This window comes from Agromyces fucosus, from assembly GCF_004134865.1.
Taxonomy (GTDB): Bacteria; Actinomycetota; Actinomycetes; order Actinomycetales; family Microbacteriaceae; genus Agromyces; species Agromyces fucosus.
The window spans coordinates 13,340-29,221 of the sequence record NZ_SDPO01000004.1 but is presented as its reverse complement, the minus strand read 5'-3'; the positions used below and the strand labels follow the sequence as shown (position 1 = coordinate 29,221).

15 protein-coding genes are annotated in these 15,882 nt (G+C 70.1%); 14 read left to right on the top strand and 1 reads right to left on the bottom strand.

The genetic code is table 11. The features are described from left to right. The first annotated feature begins 10 nt into the window (after positions 1-10). The 5 genes from priA (at position 11) to ESP57_RS15600 (ending at position 8,511) form a co-directional block, all read left to right on the top strand. Positions 11-757, top strand: coding sequence for a bifunctional 1-(5-phosphoribosyl)-5-((5-phosphoribosylamino)methylideneamino)imidazole-4-carboxamide isomerase/phosphoribosylanthranilate isomerase PriA (gene priA / locus ESP57_RS15620; protein ID WP_129232208.1), 747 nt, complete (start codon positions 11-13; stop codon positions 755-757). Next, positions 754-1,539 (top strand): SseB family protein, encoded by a 786-nt coding sequence (locus ESP57_RS15615; protein WP_243648559.1) that lies wholly within the window; start codon positions 754-756, stop codon positions 1,537-1,539. The genes priA and ESP57_RS15615 overlap by 4 nt, the downstream gene beginning before the upstream one ends. Positions 1,540-1,648: 109 nt before the next feature. Next, positions 1,649-3,091, top strand: a complete 1,443-nt coding sequence (locus ESP57_RS15610) for a pyridoxal phosphate-dependent decarboxylase family protein (RefSeq protein WP_129232207.1) — start codon at positions 1,649-1,651, stop codon at positions 3,089-3,091. A gap of 63 nt (positions 3,092-3,154) precedes the next feature. Continuing rightward, the gene (locus tag ESP57_RS15605) at positions 3,155-7,732 is read left to right on the top strand and encodes an ATP-dependent helicase (protein WP_129232206.1); all 4,578 of its coding nucleotides are present in this window, start codon (positions 3,155-3,157) and stop codon (positions 7,730-7,732) included. Positions 7,733-7,734: 2 nt separating this feature from the next. Beyond that, on the top strand, positions 7,735-8,511 hold the full coding sequence (locus ESP57_RS15600; RefSeq protein WP_129232205.1) for a DNA-formamidopyrimidine glycosylase family protein: 777 nt from the start codon (positions 7,735-7,737) through the stop codon (positions 8,509-8,511). A 66-nt stretch (positions 8,512-8,577) separates the two neighbouring features. Here the strand turns inward: ESP57_RS15600 and ESP57_RS15595 are convergent, their stop codons facing one another. Then, positions 8,578-8,928, bottom strand: coding sequence for a DUF1844 domain-containing protein (locus ESP57_RS15595; RefSeq protein WP_056013514.1), 351 nt, complete (start codon positions 8,926-8,928; stop codon positions 8,578-8,580). 263 nt (positions 8,929-9,191) lie between these two features. On the opposite strand from ESP57_RS15595, the gene infC reads away from it, so the two are divergent. From infC to pheS, 9 genes are all read left to right on the top strand, one after another. Continuing rightward, positions 9,192-9,812 carry a translation initiation factor IF-3 gene (gene infC / locus ESP57_RS15590; protein WP_082571582.1) on the top strand — a complete coding sequence of 207 codons (621 nt, stop codon included), beginning with the start codon at positions 9,192-9,194 and terminating at the stop codon, positions 9,810-9,812. A gap of 55 nt (positions 9,813-9,867) precedes the next feature. Then, positions 9,868-10,062, top strand: coding sequence for a 50S ribosomal protein L35 (rpmI, locus tag ESP57_RS15585; protein ID WP_022893409.1), 195 nt, complete (start codon positions 9,868-9,870; stop codon positions 10,060-10,062). Between the two features lie 50 nt (positions 10,063-10,112). Next, entirely contained in the window at positions 10,113-10,499 is a 387-nt protein-coding gene (rplT, locus tag ESP57_RS15580; protein ID WP_056013510.1) for a 50S ribosomal protein L20, read from the top strand. 89 nt (positions 10,500-10,588) lie between these two features. Further along, positions 10,589-11,401 (top strand): TrmH family RNA methyltransferase, encoded by an 813-nt coding sequence (locus ESP57_RS15575; protein WP_129232204.1) that lies wholly within the window; start codon positions 10,589-10,591, stop codon positions 11,399-11,401. 55 nt (positions 11,402-11,456) lie between these two features. After that, positions 11,457-12,245 (top strand): amino acid ABC transporter ATP-binding protein, encoded by a 789-nt coding sequence (locus ESP57_RS15570; protein ID WP_056013504.1) that lies wholly within the window; start codon positions 11,457-11,459, stop codon positions 12,243-12,245. 54 nt (positions 12,246-12,299) lie between these two features. Continuing rightward, entirely contained in the window at positions 12,300-13,166 is an 867-nt protein-coding gene (locus ESP57_RS15565; RefSeq protein WP_056013501.1) for a glutamate ABC transporter substrate-binding protein, read from the top strand. 67 nt (positions 13,167-13,233) lie between these two features. Beyond that, positions 13,234-13,881, top strand: a complete 648-nt coding sequence (locus ESP57_RS15560; protein ID WP_056013498.1) for an amino acid ABC transporter permease — start codon at positions 13,234-13,236, stop codon at positions 13,879-13,881. Continuing rightward, positions 13,878-14,804, top strand: coding sequence for an amino acid ABC transporter permease (locus ESP57_RS15555; RefSeq protein WP_056013493.1), 927 nt, complete (start codon positions 13,878-13,880; stop codon positions 14,802-14,804). The genes ESP57_RS15560 and ESP57_RS15555 overlap by 4 nt, the downstream gene beginning before the upstream one ends. A 37-nt stretch (positions 14,805-14,841) precedes the next feature. Then, positions 14,842-15,882, top strand: a complete 1,041-nt coding sequence (gene pheS, locus ESP57_RS15550; protein WP_056013489.1) for a phenylalanine--tRNA ligase subunit alpha — start codon at positions 14,842-14,844, stop codon at positions 15,880-15,882.

The following is a 15,882-nucleotide window of genomic DNA, read 5'->3' as shown; positions in this document are numbered from 1 at the left end:
AGGACAGTGAATGAGTGAATTCAACAAGACCCCCCGCCTCGTGCTGCTTCCGGCGGTGGACGTCGCCTGCGGCAAGGCGGTTCGCCTGACCAAGGGCGAGGCCGGCACCGAGACCAGCTACGGCGACCCCGTCGACGCTGCCGTCGATTGGGCCGATCAGGGTGCGGAGTGGATCCACCTCGTCGACCTCGATGCCGCGTTCGGACGCGGCTCGAACGCGAGCGTGCTGAAGAAGACCATCCGTCAGGTGCGCGGCGTCAACGTCGAGCTCTCGGGCGGCATCCGCGACGACGAGTCGCTCGAGCACGCGCTCGAGATCGGCGCGAAGCGCATCAACCTCGGCACGGCGGCCCTCGAGAACCCCGAGTGGGCGGCATCCGTCATCGCGCAGTACGGCGAGGCGATCGCGGTCGGCCTCGACGTGCGCGGCACCACCCTCGCGGCTCGCGGCTGGACCCAGGACGGCGGCGACCTCTGGCAGGTCATGGAACGCCTCGAGGAAGCCGGTGCCGCTCGCTACGTCGTGACCGACGTCACGAAGGACGGCACCCTGCAGGGCCCGAACATCGACCTGCTCCGTCAGGTCATGGAGCGCACGCACCGTCCGGTGGTCGCATCGGGCGGCATCTCGAGCCTCGACGACATCGTCGCGCTCCGCGAACTCGTGCCGCTCGGCCTCGAGGGCGCCATCGTGGGCAAGGCGCTCTATGCGGGTGCGTTCACGCTCGTCGAGGCATTGGACGTCGCTTCGCAGTGAGCGCCGATGCGGGTGGGGGCCAGGCCGACTCCGCCGGCGTGCCGTGGGCCGGGCGTTCGTTCCAGCCCAACACGCACGCCGCCGACGACGGTCGTGCGCCCGAGGCTCTCGTCGCCGCGCTCGACGCCTTCCGTACCGGCGGCGCCGGGCAGGCGCCCGTGGTCGCGGAGTTCGCGCGATCGCGCCTCCTGATCCCGCTGCTCGCCGATCTCGGCGACGGCGGGTCGGAGGTCGGCGCCCACGGCCTCGCGGTCGACAAGAGCCAGGAGCTCTCGATCGTGACGGTCGAGGGCCCCGACGGTCGCAAGGTGCTGCCGGTCTTCGCGTCGGTCGAGGCGATGTCGCGGTGGAATCCGATCGCGAGGCCCGTGCCTGCAGACGGCGTGCGGGTCGCGCTCGCCGCCGCCGACGACGGCACCGAACTCGTCGTGCTCGATCCGGGTTCGCCGACCGAGTTCGTGCTCCGCCGGCCGGCGGTCTGGTCCGTCGCGCAGGGCAACGAGTGGCTGCCGCCGTTCGAGTCGCCCGTCGTCGGCGAGGCCTTCCGGAACTCGATCGGGCGCGAACTCGCCGTGCTCGGCGTGACCCTGTTGCCGGGTGATCCGACCGGGCGTCTCCTCGGGCCCGAGCTCATCGTCCGCCTCGAGCTCGTCGCCGGCCTGAGCCGCGACGAGCTCGACGCCATCACGGCGCGGCTCGCGCGGCGCTGGGCGGCCGACGACGTCATCGCGACCTCCGTCGACTCCCTGACCGTGAAGCTCGTCGGCACGCCCGTCGGCTGAGCACGACGCGGGCTGCCAATCGGTGTCCTGCGCGACCGGCCGTTGACCGCGCCCGGGAAGCGGCGCACAATCGGTGGTGTGCGCTCGGCGCACGGAATCCAGGTGCGCCATGACCGATGCGAACACGAGGAGCGACAGCGGCTCCGACGACCGGGCAGCGGATGCCTCGTACGACGCGATCATCGAGGCATCGGGTCGCCATGCGCGCGCCTGGCTGTCGGGTGTGCGCGAGCGACCGATCCCGCCGCAGGCGAGCGCGGACGACATCAAGGACCGCCTCGGCCGCGAGTTGCCCGAGGCGGGGGAGCCCGAACTCGAGGTCATCGCGCGCCTGGCCGAGGGCGTCGAGCCCGGTCTCATCGCGATCGGCTCGCCGCGCTTCTACGGCTGGGTGATCGGCGGCACGCAGCCCGTCGCGCTCGGCGCCGACTGGCTGGTGTCGGCGTGGGACCAGAACACGGGACTCCGCGCGATCACGCCAGGGGCCGTCGCCGTCGAGGAGCTCGCCGGCGAGTGGCTGCTCGACCTGCTGGGCCTGCCGCCGCAGAGCGATGTCGGCTTCACGACGGGCGCCACCATGGCCCAGTTCTCGTGCATGGCGGCCGCGCGGAACGAGGTGCTGCGCAGGGCCGGATGGGACGTCGAGGCCGACGGGCTGACCGGCGGGCCGGCCATCAGGTTCATCGCGGGCGAGGAGCGGCACGGCACCATGGACCTCGCGGCGCGGTACCTGGGACTCGGCGCGCCGATCACGGTGCCGTCCGACGAACAGGGCCGCATCCGCGTCGACGAGTTGTCGAGGGCGCTCGCCGACGGCGAGGGGCCGGCGATCGTGGCACTGCAGGCCGGCAACATCCACTCGGGTGCGTTCGACGACTTCACCGGGGCGATCGCGGCCGCCCACGCGGCGGGAGCATGGGTGCACGTCGACGGTGCGTTCGGGCTGTGGGCGGCCGCGTCGCCGTCGCTCCGCCACCTCACCACGGGGTACGAGGCCGCCGATTCATGGTCGACCGATGCCCACAAGACGCTCAACGTGCCATACGACTGCGGCATCGCGATCGTGCGCGACCCGGCCGCGATGCGGCGCGCGCTCGGCATGCATGCGAGCTACCTGCAGGCCACGGAGGTCGGCGCCGATCCGCACGAGAAGGCGCCCGAGCTCTCGCGTCGGGCCCGCGGCGTGCCGACCTGGGCGGTGCTCCGCTCGCTCGGCCGAGCGGGTGTCGCGCAGTTGATCGACGGCCTCGCCGAGGCGGCGCGCGGCATCGCCGACGGCGTCGGCGCCCTTCCCGGCGTCGAGGTGCTGAACGACGTCGTCTTCACCCAGGTCTGCATCGCGCTCGACACTGACGCGGCGACCGAGGCGCTCAGCGAGCGCCTCTGGAACGAGGGTGAGGTGCTCGCCATGACGTCGCGCTGGCAGGACCGTGCCGTCGTGCGGTTCTCGGTGAGCAACTGGCGAACGGATGCCGCAGAGGTGCGCCGAACGGTCGACGCCGTCGCCCGTGCGCTCGAGGCGCTCGAGGCCGAGCGCCCGCCGGTCGAGTAGCGCCCGACGAAGGAGGACGCGTATCGAGACCCTGCTGTCGGCGGCATCCGCTTGAATGGAGACATGACGGAGGCGCTCGATGCGTTCTCGCCCGCGACGCGAGCGTGGTTCACCGAGTCCTTCAGCGCGCCCACCACCGTGCAGAACGGTGCGTGGCAGGCCATCTCCCGAGGCGAGCACTCGCTCGTCGTCGCCCCGACCGGTTCGGGCAAGACCCTCGCGGCCTTCCTGTGGGCGATCGACCGGTTGCATCATGAGGGCGCCGATGCCGAGTCGACGGGCACGCGCGTCATCTACCTGTCGCCGCTGAAGGCCCTCGGTGTCGATGTCGAGCGCAACCTCCGCGCGCCCCTCGTCGGCATCGCCCGCACCGCTGCGGCGCACGGCATCGAGGTGCCCGAGGTCTCGGTGGGGGTGCGTTCGGGCGACACCCCGCCCGCTGAGCGGCGACGGCTCGTGACGCACCCGCCGGAGATCCTCATCACGACGCCCGAGTCGCTGTTCCTCATGCTCACGTCGGCGGCGCGTGAGACGCTCCGCGGGGTCCAGACGGTGATCGTCGACGAGATCCACGCGCTCGCCGGCACGAAGCGCGGCTCGCACCTCGCGCTGTCGCTCGAGCGGCTCGACGAGCTCACCGCCGCGCCGGTGCAGCGCATCGGGCTCTCGGCGACCGTGCGGCCGCATGAAGAGGTCGCACGGTTCCTCGGAGGCACCCGAGCGGTGACGATCGTGGCACCGGCCTCGGGCAAGAAGTTCGACCTGCGGGTGACGGTGCCGGTCGACGACCTCTCCGACCTCGCCGGCGAGACGAGCGCGGGTTCGGTGTGGCCGCATGTCGAGGAGGCGATCCTCGACGAGGTGCTCGCGCACCGTTCGACGATCGTCTTCGCGAACTCCCGGCGCCTCGCCGAGCGATTGACGGCACGGCTCAACGAACTGTGGGCCGAACGCACCGCGATGGCAGTCGAGGTACCGCGCGACGTGACGGTCGAGGCACCGTCGGCAACGGTTCCAGTGTCGGCGACGGTGTCGGCGCCGGCAACGGCGAGACGGACGCCGGCAGAGGCGGTCGGCGCCTCGGGCACCACGGCCGGCGCGGCGCCCGTGATCGCCCGATCGCACCACGGCTCGGTGAGCAAAGAGGAGCGGGCCCTCGTCGAAGACGACCTCAAGTCGGGCCGCCTGCGCTGCGTCGTGGCGACGTCGAGCCTCGAGCTCGGCATCGACATGGGCGCGGTCGATCTCGTCATGCAGGTGGAGTCCCCGCCTTCGGTGGCGAGCGGTCTGCAGCGGCTCGGCAGGGCCGGGCACCAGGTCGGCGAGGTCTCGAAGGGACTCATCTTCCCGAAGCACCGCGCCGACGTGCTGCACTCGGCGGTCGTCGCGGAGCGCATGATCAGCGGTGCGATCGAAGAACTCCGCATCCCGGCGAACCCGCTCGACGTGCTCGCCCAGCAGACGATCGCGGCCACGGCGCTCGACGAGTGGGACGTCGAGGCGTGGTTCGAGCTCGTGCGCCGTGCCGCGCCCTACGCCGCGTTGCCCCGCTCGGCGTTCGACGCGACCCTCGACCTGCTCGCCGGACGCTACCCCTCCGACCGCTTCGGCGAGCTGCGCGCCCGCATCGTCTGGGATCGCGACTCCGGCACGATCGTCGGACGGCGGGGCGCCCAGCGCCTCGCGGTCACGAGCGGCGGCACGATCCCCGACCGGGGACTGTTCGGCGTGTTCATGATCGGCGAGGCCGGGCCTGGCCGCCGCGTCGGTGAGCTCGACGAGGAGATGGTCTACGAGTCGCGGGTCGGCGACGTGTTCGCCCTCGGGGCCACGAGCTGGCGTATTCAAGAGATCACGCACGATCGGGTGCTCGTCGCACCGGCGTTCGGCGAGCCGGGGCGCCTGCCCTTCTGGAGGGGCGACGGCATCGGCCGCCCCGCCGAACTCGGGGCGGCGATCGGCGGGTTCATCGCCGAACTGTCGGGCGCACCGACATCCGACGCCCTCGCCCGCAGCCGTGCCGCCGGGCTCGACGAGCGCGCCGCCACGAACCTCGTGAAGTTCATCGACGACCAGCGCGCGGCGACCCGCGTGGTGCCCGACGCGACGAACCTCGTGGTCGAGCGCTTCCGCGACGAGCTCGGCGACTGGCGCATCGTGCTGCACTCGCCGTACGGCATGCGCGTGCACGCGCCGTGGGCGCTCGCGATCGGCGCTCGCGTGCGCGAGCAGAGCGGCGTCGACGCCAACGCCGTCGCGAGCGATGACGGCATCGTGCTCCGCATGCCCGACACGGGCGACGATCCGCCGGGTGCCGAACTCTTCGCGTTCGAGCCCGCCGAGCTCACCGAGCTCGTCACGGCGAACGTCGGCGGGTCCGCCCTGTTCTCGGCGAGGTTCCGCGAGTGCGCCGCACGGGCGCTCATCCTGCCGCGCACGAATCCAGGCAAGCGATCTCCGCTCTGGCAGCAGCGGCAGCGGGCGTCGCAACTGCTCGAGGTCGCGCGCGACTTCCCCGAGTTCCCGATCGTCCTCGAAGCCGTGCGCGAGTGCCTCCAAGACGTGTACGACCTGCCGGCGCTGACCCGGCTCGCCGAGCGCATCGAGCGACGTGAGCTGCGATTCGTCGACGTCACGACCGAGTCGCCGAGCCCCTTCGCCTCGAGCCTGCTGTTCGGCTACGTCGGCGCCTTCATGTACGAGGGAGACGCCCCGCTCGCCGAGCGGCGGGCCGCGGCGCTCTCGCTCGACCCGGCGCTCCTCGCCGAGCTGCTCGGCACGGTCGAGCTGCGGGAGCTGCTCGATCCCGAGGTGGTCGACGAGGTCGAGAGCATGCTCCAGCGCGTCCACCCCGATCGCCTCGCGCGCGGCGCGGAAGGCGTCGCCGACCTGCTCGGCGACCTCGGTCCGCTCACCGCCGACGAGGTCGCGGCGCGGGTCGACGACGAGACGGATGCCGCGGCGGCTCTCGCCGCACTCGTCGAGGCACGCCGAGCGGCGCCGGTGAGCTTCGCCGGGCAGTCGTGGTTCGTCGCCGTCGAAGACGTCAGTCGACTGCGCGACGCACTCGGCGTCCCGATCCCGCCCGGCCTGCCCGAGGTGTTCGGCGAGGGGGTGCGCGACCCCCTCGGGGATCTCGTCGCGCGCTACGCCCGCACGCACGGGCCGTTCACGGTGGCGGCGGTGGCGGCGCGGTTCGGCATCGGACAGGCCGTGGCATCCGCTGCCCTCGCCCGGCTCGGCGGTGAGCGCCGTGTCGTCGAAGGCGAGTTCCTGCCGCACGGCTCCGGACTCGAGTGGTGCGACAGCGGCGTGCTGCGTCGAATCCGGCGGCGCTCGCTCGCGGTGCTCCGCAACGAGGTCGAGCCGGTCGAGCCGCGCGAGTTCGCGCGCTTCCTGCCGGCGTGGCAGCACGTGGGCGGCAAGCTCAGCGGCGTCGACGGCGTCGCCGCGGTGATCGAGCAGCTCGAGGGCGCGCGCATTCCCGCGTCCGCGTGGGAGGCGTACGTGCTGCCCGCCAGGGTCGCCGACTACCGGGCGGGCATGCTCGACGAGCTGACCGCATCGGGCGAGGTGCTCTGGGCCGGCACCGGGTCGCTGGGCGGCGACGACGGGTGGATCAGCCTGCATCTCGCCGAGACCGCCGAGCTCACCCTGCCGCCCCCGGCGGAGGCGCCCCTCGATCCGCTCGAGTCCGAACTCATCGCGGTGCTCGGGGGCGGCGGAGGGTTCTTCTTCCGACAGTTGGCCGAGGCCGTGGGCTCCGAAGACGACCGCGCGCTCGCCGACGCGCTCTGGCGCCTCGTCTGGGCGGGCCTCGTGACCAACGACACCTTCGCCCCGGTGCGCGGCATGCTCGCCGTCGGCGGAGCGCACAAGACCACCGCGCCCACCCCTCGCGCCCGCCTCCGGGCGGGTTCGCTCTCGCGACGCTCGCTCGCGGCCACCGTGCAGGCCGGACGCACGGCGGCGGCGCGGGCGAACCCGGCGAGGGCCGCCGGCCGTTGGTCGGTGCTGCCGCTCGCGAGCGCGGCGGCGACGCCCCGCGCGCACGCCCTCGGCGAGGCCCTGCTCGAGCGGTACGGCATCGTCACGCGTGGTTCGGTCATGGCGGAGGCGCATGTCGGCGGATTCGCGCTCGCCTACCGCACGCTCTCGGGCTTCGAGGACTCGGGCCGAGTACGGCGCGGCTACTTCATCGACGGCCAGGGCGGGGCGCAGTTCGCGACCGGTGCCGCGGTCGACCGGCTCCGTGCTGCGCCGAAGGGCGACGCGGTCGCACTCGCGGCGACCGACCCGGCGAACCCGTTCGGCGCCGCCCTCGACTGGCCGGAGCTCTCCGGTGACAATGCGCACCGCCCCGGTCGCAAGGCCGGCGCCTTCGTCGCGATCGTCGACGGCGAGGCGGTGCTCTACCTCGAACGCGGTGGGCGCACCACCCTCGTCTTCACCGACGACGAGACGGCGCTCGTCGCGGCGACCGCGGCGCTCGCCGCCGCGCTCACCCGAGGGCGCACCGAGCGACTGCGGGTCGAGACGGTCAACGGCGGCGTCGTCTTCGGCTCGGTGCTCGATCGCCCGCTCCGGGCGGCGGGGTTCCGCGAGACGCCGAGAGGGCTCCGCTTCGATGCCAGGAGCTGACGATGCCAGAGGGTGACACCGTGTACCGGGCCGCTCGCCGGCTCGATGAGGCGCTCGCCGGTCGCGCGGTGACCCGCACCGACTTCCGGGTGCCCGCGCTGGCCGAGGTCGACCTGGCCGGCGAGCCGGTGCATTCCGTCGCGAGCCGCGGCAAGCACCTCCTGATGCGCATCGGCGAGGTCGTCGTGCACTCGCACCTGAAGATGGAGGGGGAGTGGCGCGTGTTCCGCCCGGGTGAACCGTGGCGACGACCCGCCTGGCAGGCGCGCGCGATCATCGAGGTGCCGGATGCCTCGGCCGTCGGCTTCGACCTCGGCACCCTCGAGCTGTTCGGTGCCGCCGACGAGACCGAGCGGCTCGCCTATCTCGGCCCCGACCTGCTCGGTCCCGACTGGGATGCCGAGGAAGCCGTGCGCCGGCTCGCGAGTTCGCCCGAGACGCCCGTCGCCGTGGCCCTCGCCGAGCAGCGCAATCTCGCGGGGCTCGGCAACGTCTACGTCAACGAGCTGTGCTTCCTCCGCGGCATCCTGCCGGCCCGGCCCGTCGGCGACGTCGAGCTCGTACCACTCGTGGCGCTCGCGAGTCGGGTCATCCGTGCCAACCGCGATCGTGCGGTGCGCACGACGACCGGTGACACGCATCGCGGCCGGCAGCTCTGGGTCTACGGCCGAGGCGGCGAGGCCTGTCGGCGTTGCGGCACGCTCATCGAGCACGGGCGCCTCGGGCGCACCGAGCTCGAACTGCGCGAGACCTGGTGGTGCCCGAACTGCCAGCGCTAGCGTGCAGTCAGTCAGCCGCCTGGTCGGTCTCGATGCTCGAATCCGTTCAGGTCAGCGGCCGGTCGATCAGCTGACCGGGCCCGTCCACTTCTCGCCGGGACCCTTGCCGATGGGGTCGGGAATGACGGAGGCCTCGCGGAACGCGAGCTGCAGTGAACGCAGGCCGTCGCGCAGCGAGCGCGCGTGCATGTCGCTGATCTCGGGAGCGCCGGCCGTGATGAGCCCCGCGAGCGCGTTGATGAGCTTGCGCGCCTCGTCGAGGTCGATCTGATCTTCGGGGTCTTCGGCCAGCCCGACCTTCACGGCGGCGGCGCTCATGAGGTGCACGGCGGCGGTCGTGATGATCTCGACTGCGGGGACCTCGGCGATGTCGCGGGTGGCGCCCTCGACCGTGGTCTCGTCTGAACTACTGTTCACGGATTTCCTCTGCTAGACTACTTCGGGCTCCGGGGCTTCACCCCGGTACGAAAGTGGAGATTCTCCCACCCGCGCATACCGCTTCATCAAGGTTACCGGGTCATTGCACTCCGCTCCCACGTCGCAAGACGGGGGAGTAGGTAGGGTGCCGCATGAAAAAGCACGGTGGGATTCCGTGCACGCATGCGTGGATTTCTCCTTTCGTCGTCGGGCGGCATCCGCCTTCCGACCGAGCGAAACAGCTTGAGTAGAGGAGAACACGCATCAGCGATCCCCGTACAAACGACCGTATCCGCGTCCCCGAGGTTCGACTCGTGGGGCCTGCCGGAGAGCAGGTCGGCGTCGTGAAGATCGAGGTGGCCCTGCGGCTCGCGCAGGAGGCCGATCTCGATCTCGTCGAGGTCGCTCCGAACTCGAAGCCGCCGGTCGCGAAGATCATGGACTACGGCAAGTTCAAGTACGAGGCTGCGCAGAAGGCGAAAGAGGCCCGGCGCAACCAGGCGAACACCATCCTCAAAGAGGTCCGGTTCCGTCTCAAGATCGACAAGCACGACTACGAGACCAAGATGAAGCGCGCCATCGGCTTCCTCAAGGCCGGCGACAAGGTCAAGGCGATGATCCTCTTCCGCGGTCGCGAGCAGTCGCGCCCCGAGATGGGCGTCCGTCTGCTCCAGCGCTTCGCGGAAGACGTGGCCGAGTTCGGCACGGTCGAGCACAACCCGACGATCGATGGCCGCAACATGGTCATGGTGATCGGACCCCTCAAGAACAAGGCCGAGGCCAAGGCCGAAGCCAATGCACAGCGTGCTGCAGCGAAGGCGCGACCGGCGGCTGACGCCCCGGCCGACGGCGACGCGCAGACGGCCGAGCCCGTCGAGGGCTGAGCCAAACATCCCCGTCCGTCACTCGCGTGACGGCAGAACCAAGGAGAAATACGAGATGCCGAAGCAGAAGACCCACTCCGGGTCCAAGAAGCGCTTCAAGATCACCGGCAGCGGCAAGATCAAGAAGCAGCAGGCCGGTATGCGCCACAACCTCGAGGTCAAGTCCTCGAAGCGCAAGGCCCGTCTGAACCAGGACAAGATCGTGTCGGCTCCCGACGCCAAGGTCATCAAGAAGCTTCTCGGCCACTGAGCCGGCAGCATAGACAGCCGATTCAGGCCCATTAAGGAAGAAACAGAGTCATGGCAAGAGTGAAGCGGGCGGTCAACGCCCACAAGAAGCGCCGGGTCATTCTCGAGCGCGCCAGTGGTTACCGCGGCCAGCGTTCGCGTCTCTACCGCAAGGCCAAGGAGCAGGTCACCCACTCCCTCGTCTACGCGTACCGCGACCGCCGCCAGAAGAAGGGCGACTTCCGTCGCCTCTGGATCCAGCGCATCAACGCCGCGTCGCGTGCGAACGGCCTCACGTACAACCGCCTGATCCAGGGCCTCGGCCTCGCAGGCATCCAGGTCGACCGTCGCATCCTCGCCGACCTCGCGGTCAACGAGCCCGCGACGTTCGCCGCGCTGGTCGAGTCGGCCAAGCAGGCGCTCCCGGCCGACACGTCGGCCCCGAAGACCGCCGCGTAAGCAGCGACTTCAGCTTCGAACGGCCCGGCACCTCTGCTGCACAAGCAGGGTGCCGGGCCGTTCCGCGTTCCCCCAATAGAATTGGAGGCATGCTCGAGAATCCCCGATCGCCGCGCGTGCGCGCAGTAGCGAAGCTCGCCCGCAAGGCAGCACGTGCCGACAGCGGGATGTTCCTGCTCGAGGGCCCCCAGGCGGTCGCCGAGGCGCTCACCTTCCGTTCCGAACTCGTCGTCGAGCTCTTCGCGACACCGAGCGCGCTCGAACGCCACCCCGAAATCGCCGAGGCCGCAGCCTCCTCCGACGTCGAGATCGAGTTCGTCACCGAAGAGGTGCTCGACTCGATGGCCGACACGGTGACGCCGCAGGGCTTCGTGGCGATCTGCCGCCAGTTCCCGACCGCGGTGAAAGACGTGTTCGCGGCGAAGCCGAAGCTCGTCGCCATCCTCGAAGAGGTGCGCGATCCCGGCAACGCTGGCACCATCGTGCGTGCGGCCGATGCCGCGGGCGCCGACGCCGTCATCTTCACCGGTCGCACCGTCGACCTCTACAACCCGAAGGTCGTCCGATCCTCGACGGGGTCGATCTTCCACCTCCCCGTCGCCATCGGCGCCGAGCTCGCCGACGTGCTCGCGCGGGCACGGGCCGCCGGCCTCACGGTGCTCGCCGCGGACGTCAAGGGCGACGACCTGCTCTCCGCCCGCAACGACGGAGTGCTCGCCGGGCCGACCGCCTGGGTGTTCGGCAACGAGGCCAGAGGACTGCCCGACGAGCAGCTCGAGCTCGCCGATCGAGTGGTCACCGTGCCGATATACGGGCACGCGGAGTCGATGAACCTCGCGACCGCGGCATCCGTCTGCCTCTACGAGAGCGCCTTCGCGCAGCGCAGCGCTGATCACGGTTAGGTAACCACTGCTCGGCAGCTTGTCGCGACACCGCCGCTGGCCGTAACTTGGGGACATGGAGCCCACGCAGCCTGCCCCGCCGACCTCCAACATCTCGGTGCGTCGCGGTGAGCCGCTCGTCGTCGTCGACCACGTCGACAAGCACTTCGGCGAGTTGCACGTGCTCAACGACATCAACACGGTCGTCAACCGCGGCGAGGTCGTCGTCGTGATCGGCCCGAGCGGGTCGGGCAAGTCGACGCTCTGCCGTGCCATCAACCGCCTCGAGACCATCGACTCGGGCTCGATCGCGATCGACGGCGTGAAGCTGCCCGAAGAGGGCGCGGCGCTCGCGAAGCTGCGTGCCGACGTCGGCATGGTGTTCCAGTCGTTCAACCTGTTCGCACACAAGACGGTCCTCGAGAACGTCACCCTCGCGCCCATCAAGGTGAAGCGGATGTCGCGCAAGGCCGCCGAGGCGGAGGCGATGAAGCTCCTCGAGCGGGTGGGCGTGGCGAACCAGGCCAAGAAGCTCCCGGCCCAGCTCTCCGGCGGCCAGCAGCAGCGTGTCGCCATCGCCCGTTCGCTCGCGATGAACCCCAAGCTCATCCTCATGGACGAGCCGACGAGCGCGCTCGACCCCGAGATGATCAACGAGGTCCTCGACGTCATGATCGGTCTGGCCAAAGACGGCATGACCATGATCGTCGTCACGCACGAGATGGGCTTCGCCCGGAAGGCCGCCGACCGGGTGCTCTTCATGGCCGACGGCAAGATCGTCGAAGAGGCGACGCCCGCCGAGTTCTTCGACAATCCTCAGTCCGAGCGTGCACAGGACTTCCTGTCGAAGATCCTCGAGCACTAGACCTGCGCTGCCACGAGCGGCGAGGAACCACCACACAGGAGAAGAGGCAGAGACATGAAACGCATGAGATTCGCACTCGTCGCAGCAGCTGCGGTGTCGGCGCTCGCGCTTGCCGGCTGCGCCGGCGGCGGCGGGGAGGCCACCGAGGAGCCGACGGCTGAGCCCGCGCCCACGTTCGCGGCCGGCAGCACCATGGAGAAGCTGTCCGAGGCCGGCAAGGTGACGATCGGCACGAAGTTCGACCAGCCGTTGTTCGGTCTCGTCGGCCCCGACGGCGTGCCCGTCGGATTCGACGTCGAGATCGCCAAGATCATCGCGAGCGAGCTCGGCATCGACGAAGAGAACATCACCTGGACCGAGACGGTCTCGGCGAACCGCGAGCCGTTCATCGAGAACGGCCAGGTCGACTTCGTCGTCGCCACGTACACGATCAACGACAAGCGCAAGGAAGTCATCTCCTTCGCCGGGCCGTACTACATGGCCGGCCAGTCGATCCTCGTGCTCGCCGACAACGACGACATCAAGAGCGAAGACGACCTCGTCGGTCAGCCGGTCTGCTCCGTCACGGGTTCCACCCCGGCCGCGAAGCTCGCCGAGATCGGCGCCGAGCCCGTGCTCACCGACACGTACTCCAACTGCCTCGAGCCGCTCCGCAGCGGCGCCGTCGTCGCAGTGTCGACCGACAACGTCATCCTCGCGGGTCTCGCGGCCCAGAACGAGGGCGAGTTCAAGGTCGTCGGCGAGCCGTTCACCGAAGAGCCCTACGGCATCGGCCTGACGAAGGACGACACCGACTTCCGCATGTGGATCAACGACGTGCTCGAAGAGGCCTACGCAGACGGCCGCTACGAAGAGGCGTGGAACTCCACCGCCGGAACCGTGCTGCCGTACGTCGAGCCGCCGGCTCCCGACCGCTACTGATCGGAACGCGGCCCGGGCGAGCATCGTCCGGGCCGCGTGCCCTCCCCACTGACCGGAACGGAGACGCGTGGACGCCGTCATCGAGAACCTGCCGACGTACTGGCGCGGCTTCAGCATGACCTTGCTGCTGCTCGGCGTGAGCGGCCTCTCGGCGCTCGTGCTCGGCACGATCATCGCGGCGATGCGCATCTCGCCGGTGGCCTCACTGCGCGGCTTCGCAACGGTCTACACCGAGCTCGTGCGGAACACCCCGCTGACCCTCGTGCTCTTCTTCTGCGCGGTCGTGCTGCCCATCCTCGGATCGCGGCTCGAATTCGCAACGGCGGCGATGATCGGCCTCGCGGTCTACACCTCACCGTTCGTGGCCGAGGCGCTGCGGTCGGGCATCAACGGCGTGCCGATCGGGCAGGCGGAGGCCGCGCGGAGCGTGGGCCTCGGTTTCGGACAGACCGTGGGCCTCATCGTGCTGCCGCAGGCCTTCCGCATGACGATCCCGCCGCTCATCAACGTCTTCATCGCCCTCACGAAGAACACCTCAGTCGCGGGCGCCTTCTTCGTCTTCGAGCTGTTCGCCGGCACGCGTGAACTCGCGAACGCGAACGGCGATGCCGTCATCGCGATCCTCCTCGGTGCAGCGACCTTCTATCTTGCGATCACCATCCCGCTCGGTGCGGTCGCAGCCCAACTCGAGCGCAAATGGGTGGTGCAGCGATGAGCGGAACGAGCGTCCTCTTCGACGCCCCGGGCCCGAAGGCGCGTCGTCGGTCGCTGATCTCGTCGATCGTCGCCGGCGTCCTCATCCTCGCCGGCCTCGCCTGGATCGTGATGACCCTCGCGGCGCCGCGCGAGAGCGGCGGCATCACGCTTCCCGGCTACTTCGACCCGAGTCGATGGGACATCTTCGCCGACCCCGCCTTGTGGAGCCGCATCCTCACCGCCGGCGTCTGGGCCACGCTCAGTGCGGCGCTCACGGCATCGGTGTTCGCGATCGCACTCGGCATCCTGCTGTCGCTCATGCGGAGCTCCGCCATCGCGTGGATCAGGATCCCCACCGCGGTCGTGCTCGAGTTCGTGCGCGGCATGCCCGTGCTGCTCATGATGCTCTTCATCCTCCTCGTGCTGAACACCGGTGCCTTCTGGGCGGTCGTCGCGGCGCTCTCGCTCTACAACGGTGCGATCATCGGGGAGGCGCTCCGAGCAGGGCTCGCAGCACTGCCGCGCGGGCAGCGGGAAGCCGGACTCAGCCTCGGCATGCGTCCGTTGCAGTCGAAGATGCTCGTCGAGTTCCCGCAGGCGTTCCGCCAGATGCTGCCGATCATCGTCGCCCAGCTCGTGGTGCTCCTGAAGGACACCTCGCTCGGAGCGATCGTCGGCTACGTCGAGCTGCTGCGGCTGAACATGTACCAGCTTGCGACCTTCTACGGCAACCGATACCTGTTCTCGTTCTTCATCGTCACCCTCGTGCTGTACCTGATCATGAACCTCTCACTGTCGTGGTTCGCACGCTGGCTCTCGAAGCGCACGGCATCGAAGTCGAGCGGGACGAAGCTCGATCCCGACAACCCGAATCAGGCGATCCTGGTCGCCGAGGCGTCGGCGGCGGCGCGGCAGATGGGGAACGCTCCCGGCAGGATCTGACACGGGGCGTCGCATCGCGCCGGTAGACTCGGTTCTCGTGTCCGAGCCCCGTGAAATCACCGAGAGCGCCGTCCAGACGGCGGTCGATGCAGCCCTCGCGGCCATCGCATCGGCCGGCGACTCCGCCGCGCTGAAGCAGGTCCGCACCGAGCACACGGGCGAGAAGTCCGCCCTCGCGCTCCTGAACGCCGAACTCCGCAACGTCCCGAACGAGCAGAAGGCCGCACTCGGCAAGCTCGTCGGGGGTGCCCGCGGCCGGGTGAACCAGGCGTTCGCCGCCCGCGAGTCCGAGATCGTCGAGGCCGAGGCGGCCGCACAGCTCGCGGCCGAGACGGTGGATGTCACGGCGCTCGCGTCGCGATACCGGCCGGGCGCGCGGCATCCGCTCTCGCTGCTGCAAGACCGGGTCTGCGACGTGTTCACCGGCATGGGCTGGGAGGTCGCCGAGGGTCCAGAGGTCGAGAGCGAGTGGTTCAACTTCGACGCGCTCAACTTCGACGCCGACCACCCGGCGCGCGCCATGCAGGACACCTTCTTCGTCGACCCGCCCGAGTCGCACCTCGTGCTCCGCACCCACACGAGCCCGGTGCAGATCCGCTCGATGCTCGAGCGCGAGCTGCCGCTCTACGTGCTGGCACCGGGCCGCGTGTACCGAACCGACGAGTTCGACGCCACGCACCTGCCCGTGTTCATGCAGTTCGAGGGCGTCGCCGTCGACAAGGGCCTCACGATGGCGCACCTGAAGGGCACCCTCGACCACTTCGTGAAGTCGATCTTCGGCGACGAGGCGAAGATCCGCCTGCGCCCGAGCTTCTTCCCCTTCACCGAGCCGTCGGCCGAGCTCGACTTCTGGCACCCGACCTTCAAGGGCGGCGCTCGCTGGATCGAGTGGGGCGGCTGCGGCATGATGCACCCCAATGTGCTGAGGGCGGCCGGCATCGATCCCGAGGTCTACACCGGGTTCGCGTTCGGCATGGGCATCGAGCGCGGGCTCATGCTCCGCAACGACGTGCAGGACATGCGCGAAATGGTCGAGGGAGACATCCGCTTCTCCCAGCAGTTCGGAATGGTGGTCTAG

Coding starts and splice junctions, on each gene's coding strand:
- ESP57_RS15565 (WP_056013501.1), top strand. CDS start 12,300: ATGAAACGCATGAGATTCGCACTCGTCGCAGCAGCTGCGGTGTCGGCG.
- ESP57_RS15570 (WP_056013504.1), top strand. CDS start 11,457: ATGGAGCCCACGCAGCCTGCCCCGCCGACCTCCAACATCTCGGTGCGT.
- rpmI (WP_022893409.1), top strand. CDS start 9,868: ATGCCGAAGCAGAAGACCCACTCCGGGTCCAAGAAGCGCTTCAAGATC.
- ESP57_RS15575 (WP_129232204.1), top strand. CDS start 10,589: ATGCTCGAGAATCCCCGATCGCCGCGCGTGCGCGCAGTAGCGAAGCTC.
- ESP57_RS15605 (WP_129232206.1), top strand. CDS start 3,155: ATGACGGAGGCGCTCGATGCGTTCTCGCCCGCGACGCGAGCGTGGTTC.
- ESP57_RS15610 (WP_129232207.1), top strand. CDS start 1,649: ATGACCGATGCGAACACGAGGAGCGACAGCGGCTCCGACGACCGGGCA.
- ESP57_RS15555 (WP_056013493.1), top strand. CDS start 13,878: ATGAGCGGAACGAGCGTCCTCTTCGACGCCCCGGGCCCGAAGGCGCGT.
- rplT (WP_056013510.1), top strand. CDS start 10,113: ATGGCAAGAGTGAAGCGGGCGGTCAACGCCCACAAGAAGCGCCGGGTC.
- ESP57_RS15600 (WP_129232205.1), top strand. CDS start 7,735: ATGCCAGAGGGTGACACCGTGTACCGGGCCGCTCGCCGGCTCGATGAG.
- priA (WP_129232208.1), top strand. CDS start 11: ATGAGTGAATTCAACAAGACCCCCCGCCTCGTGCTGCTTCCGGCGGTG.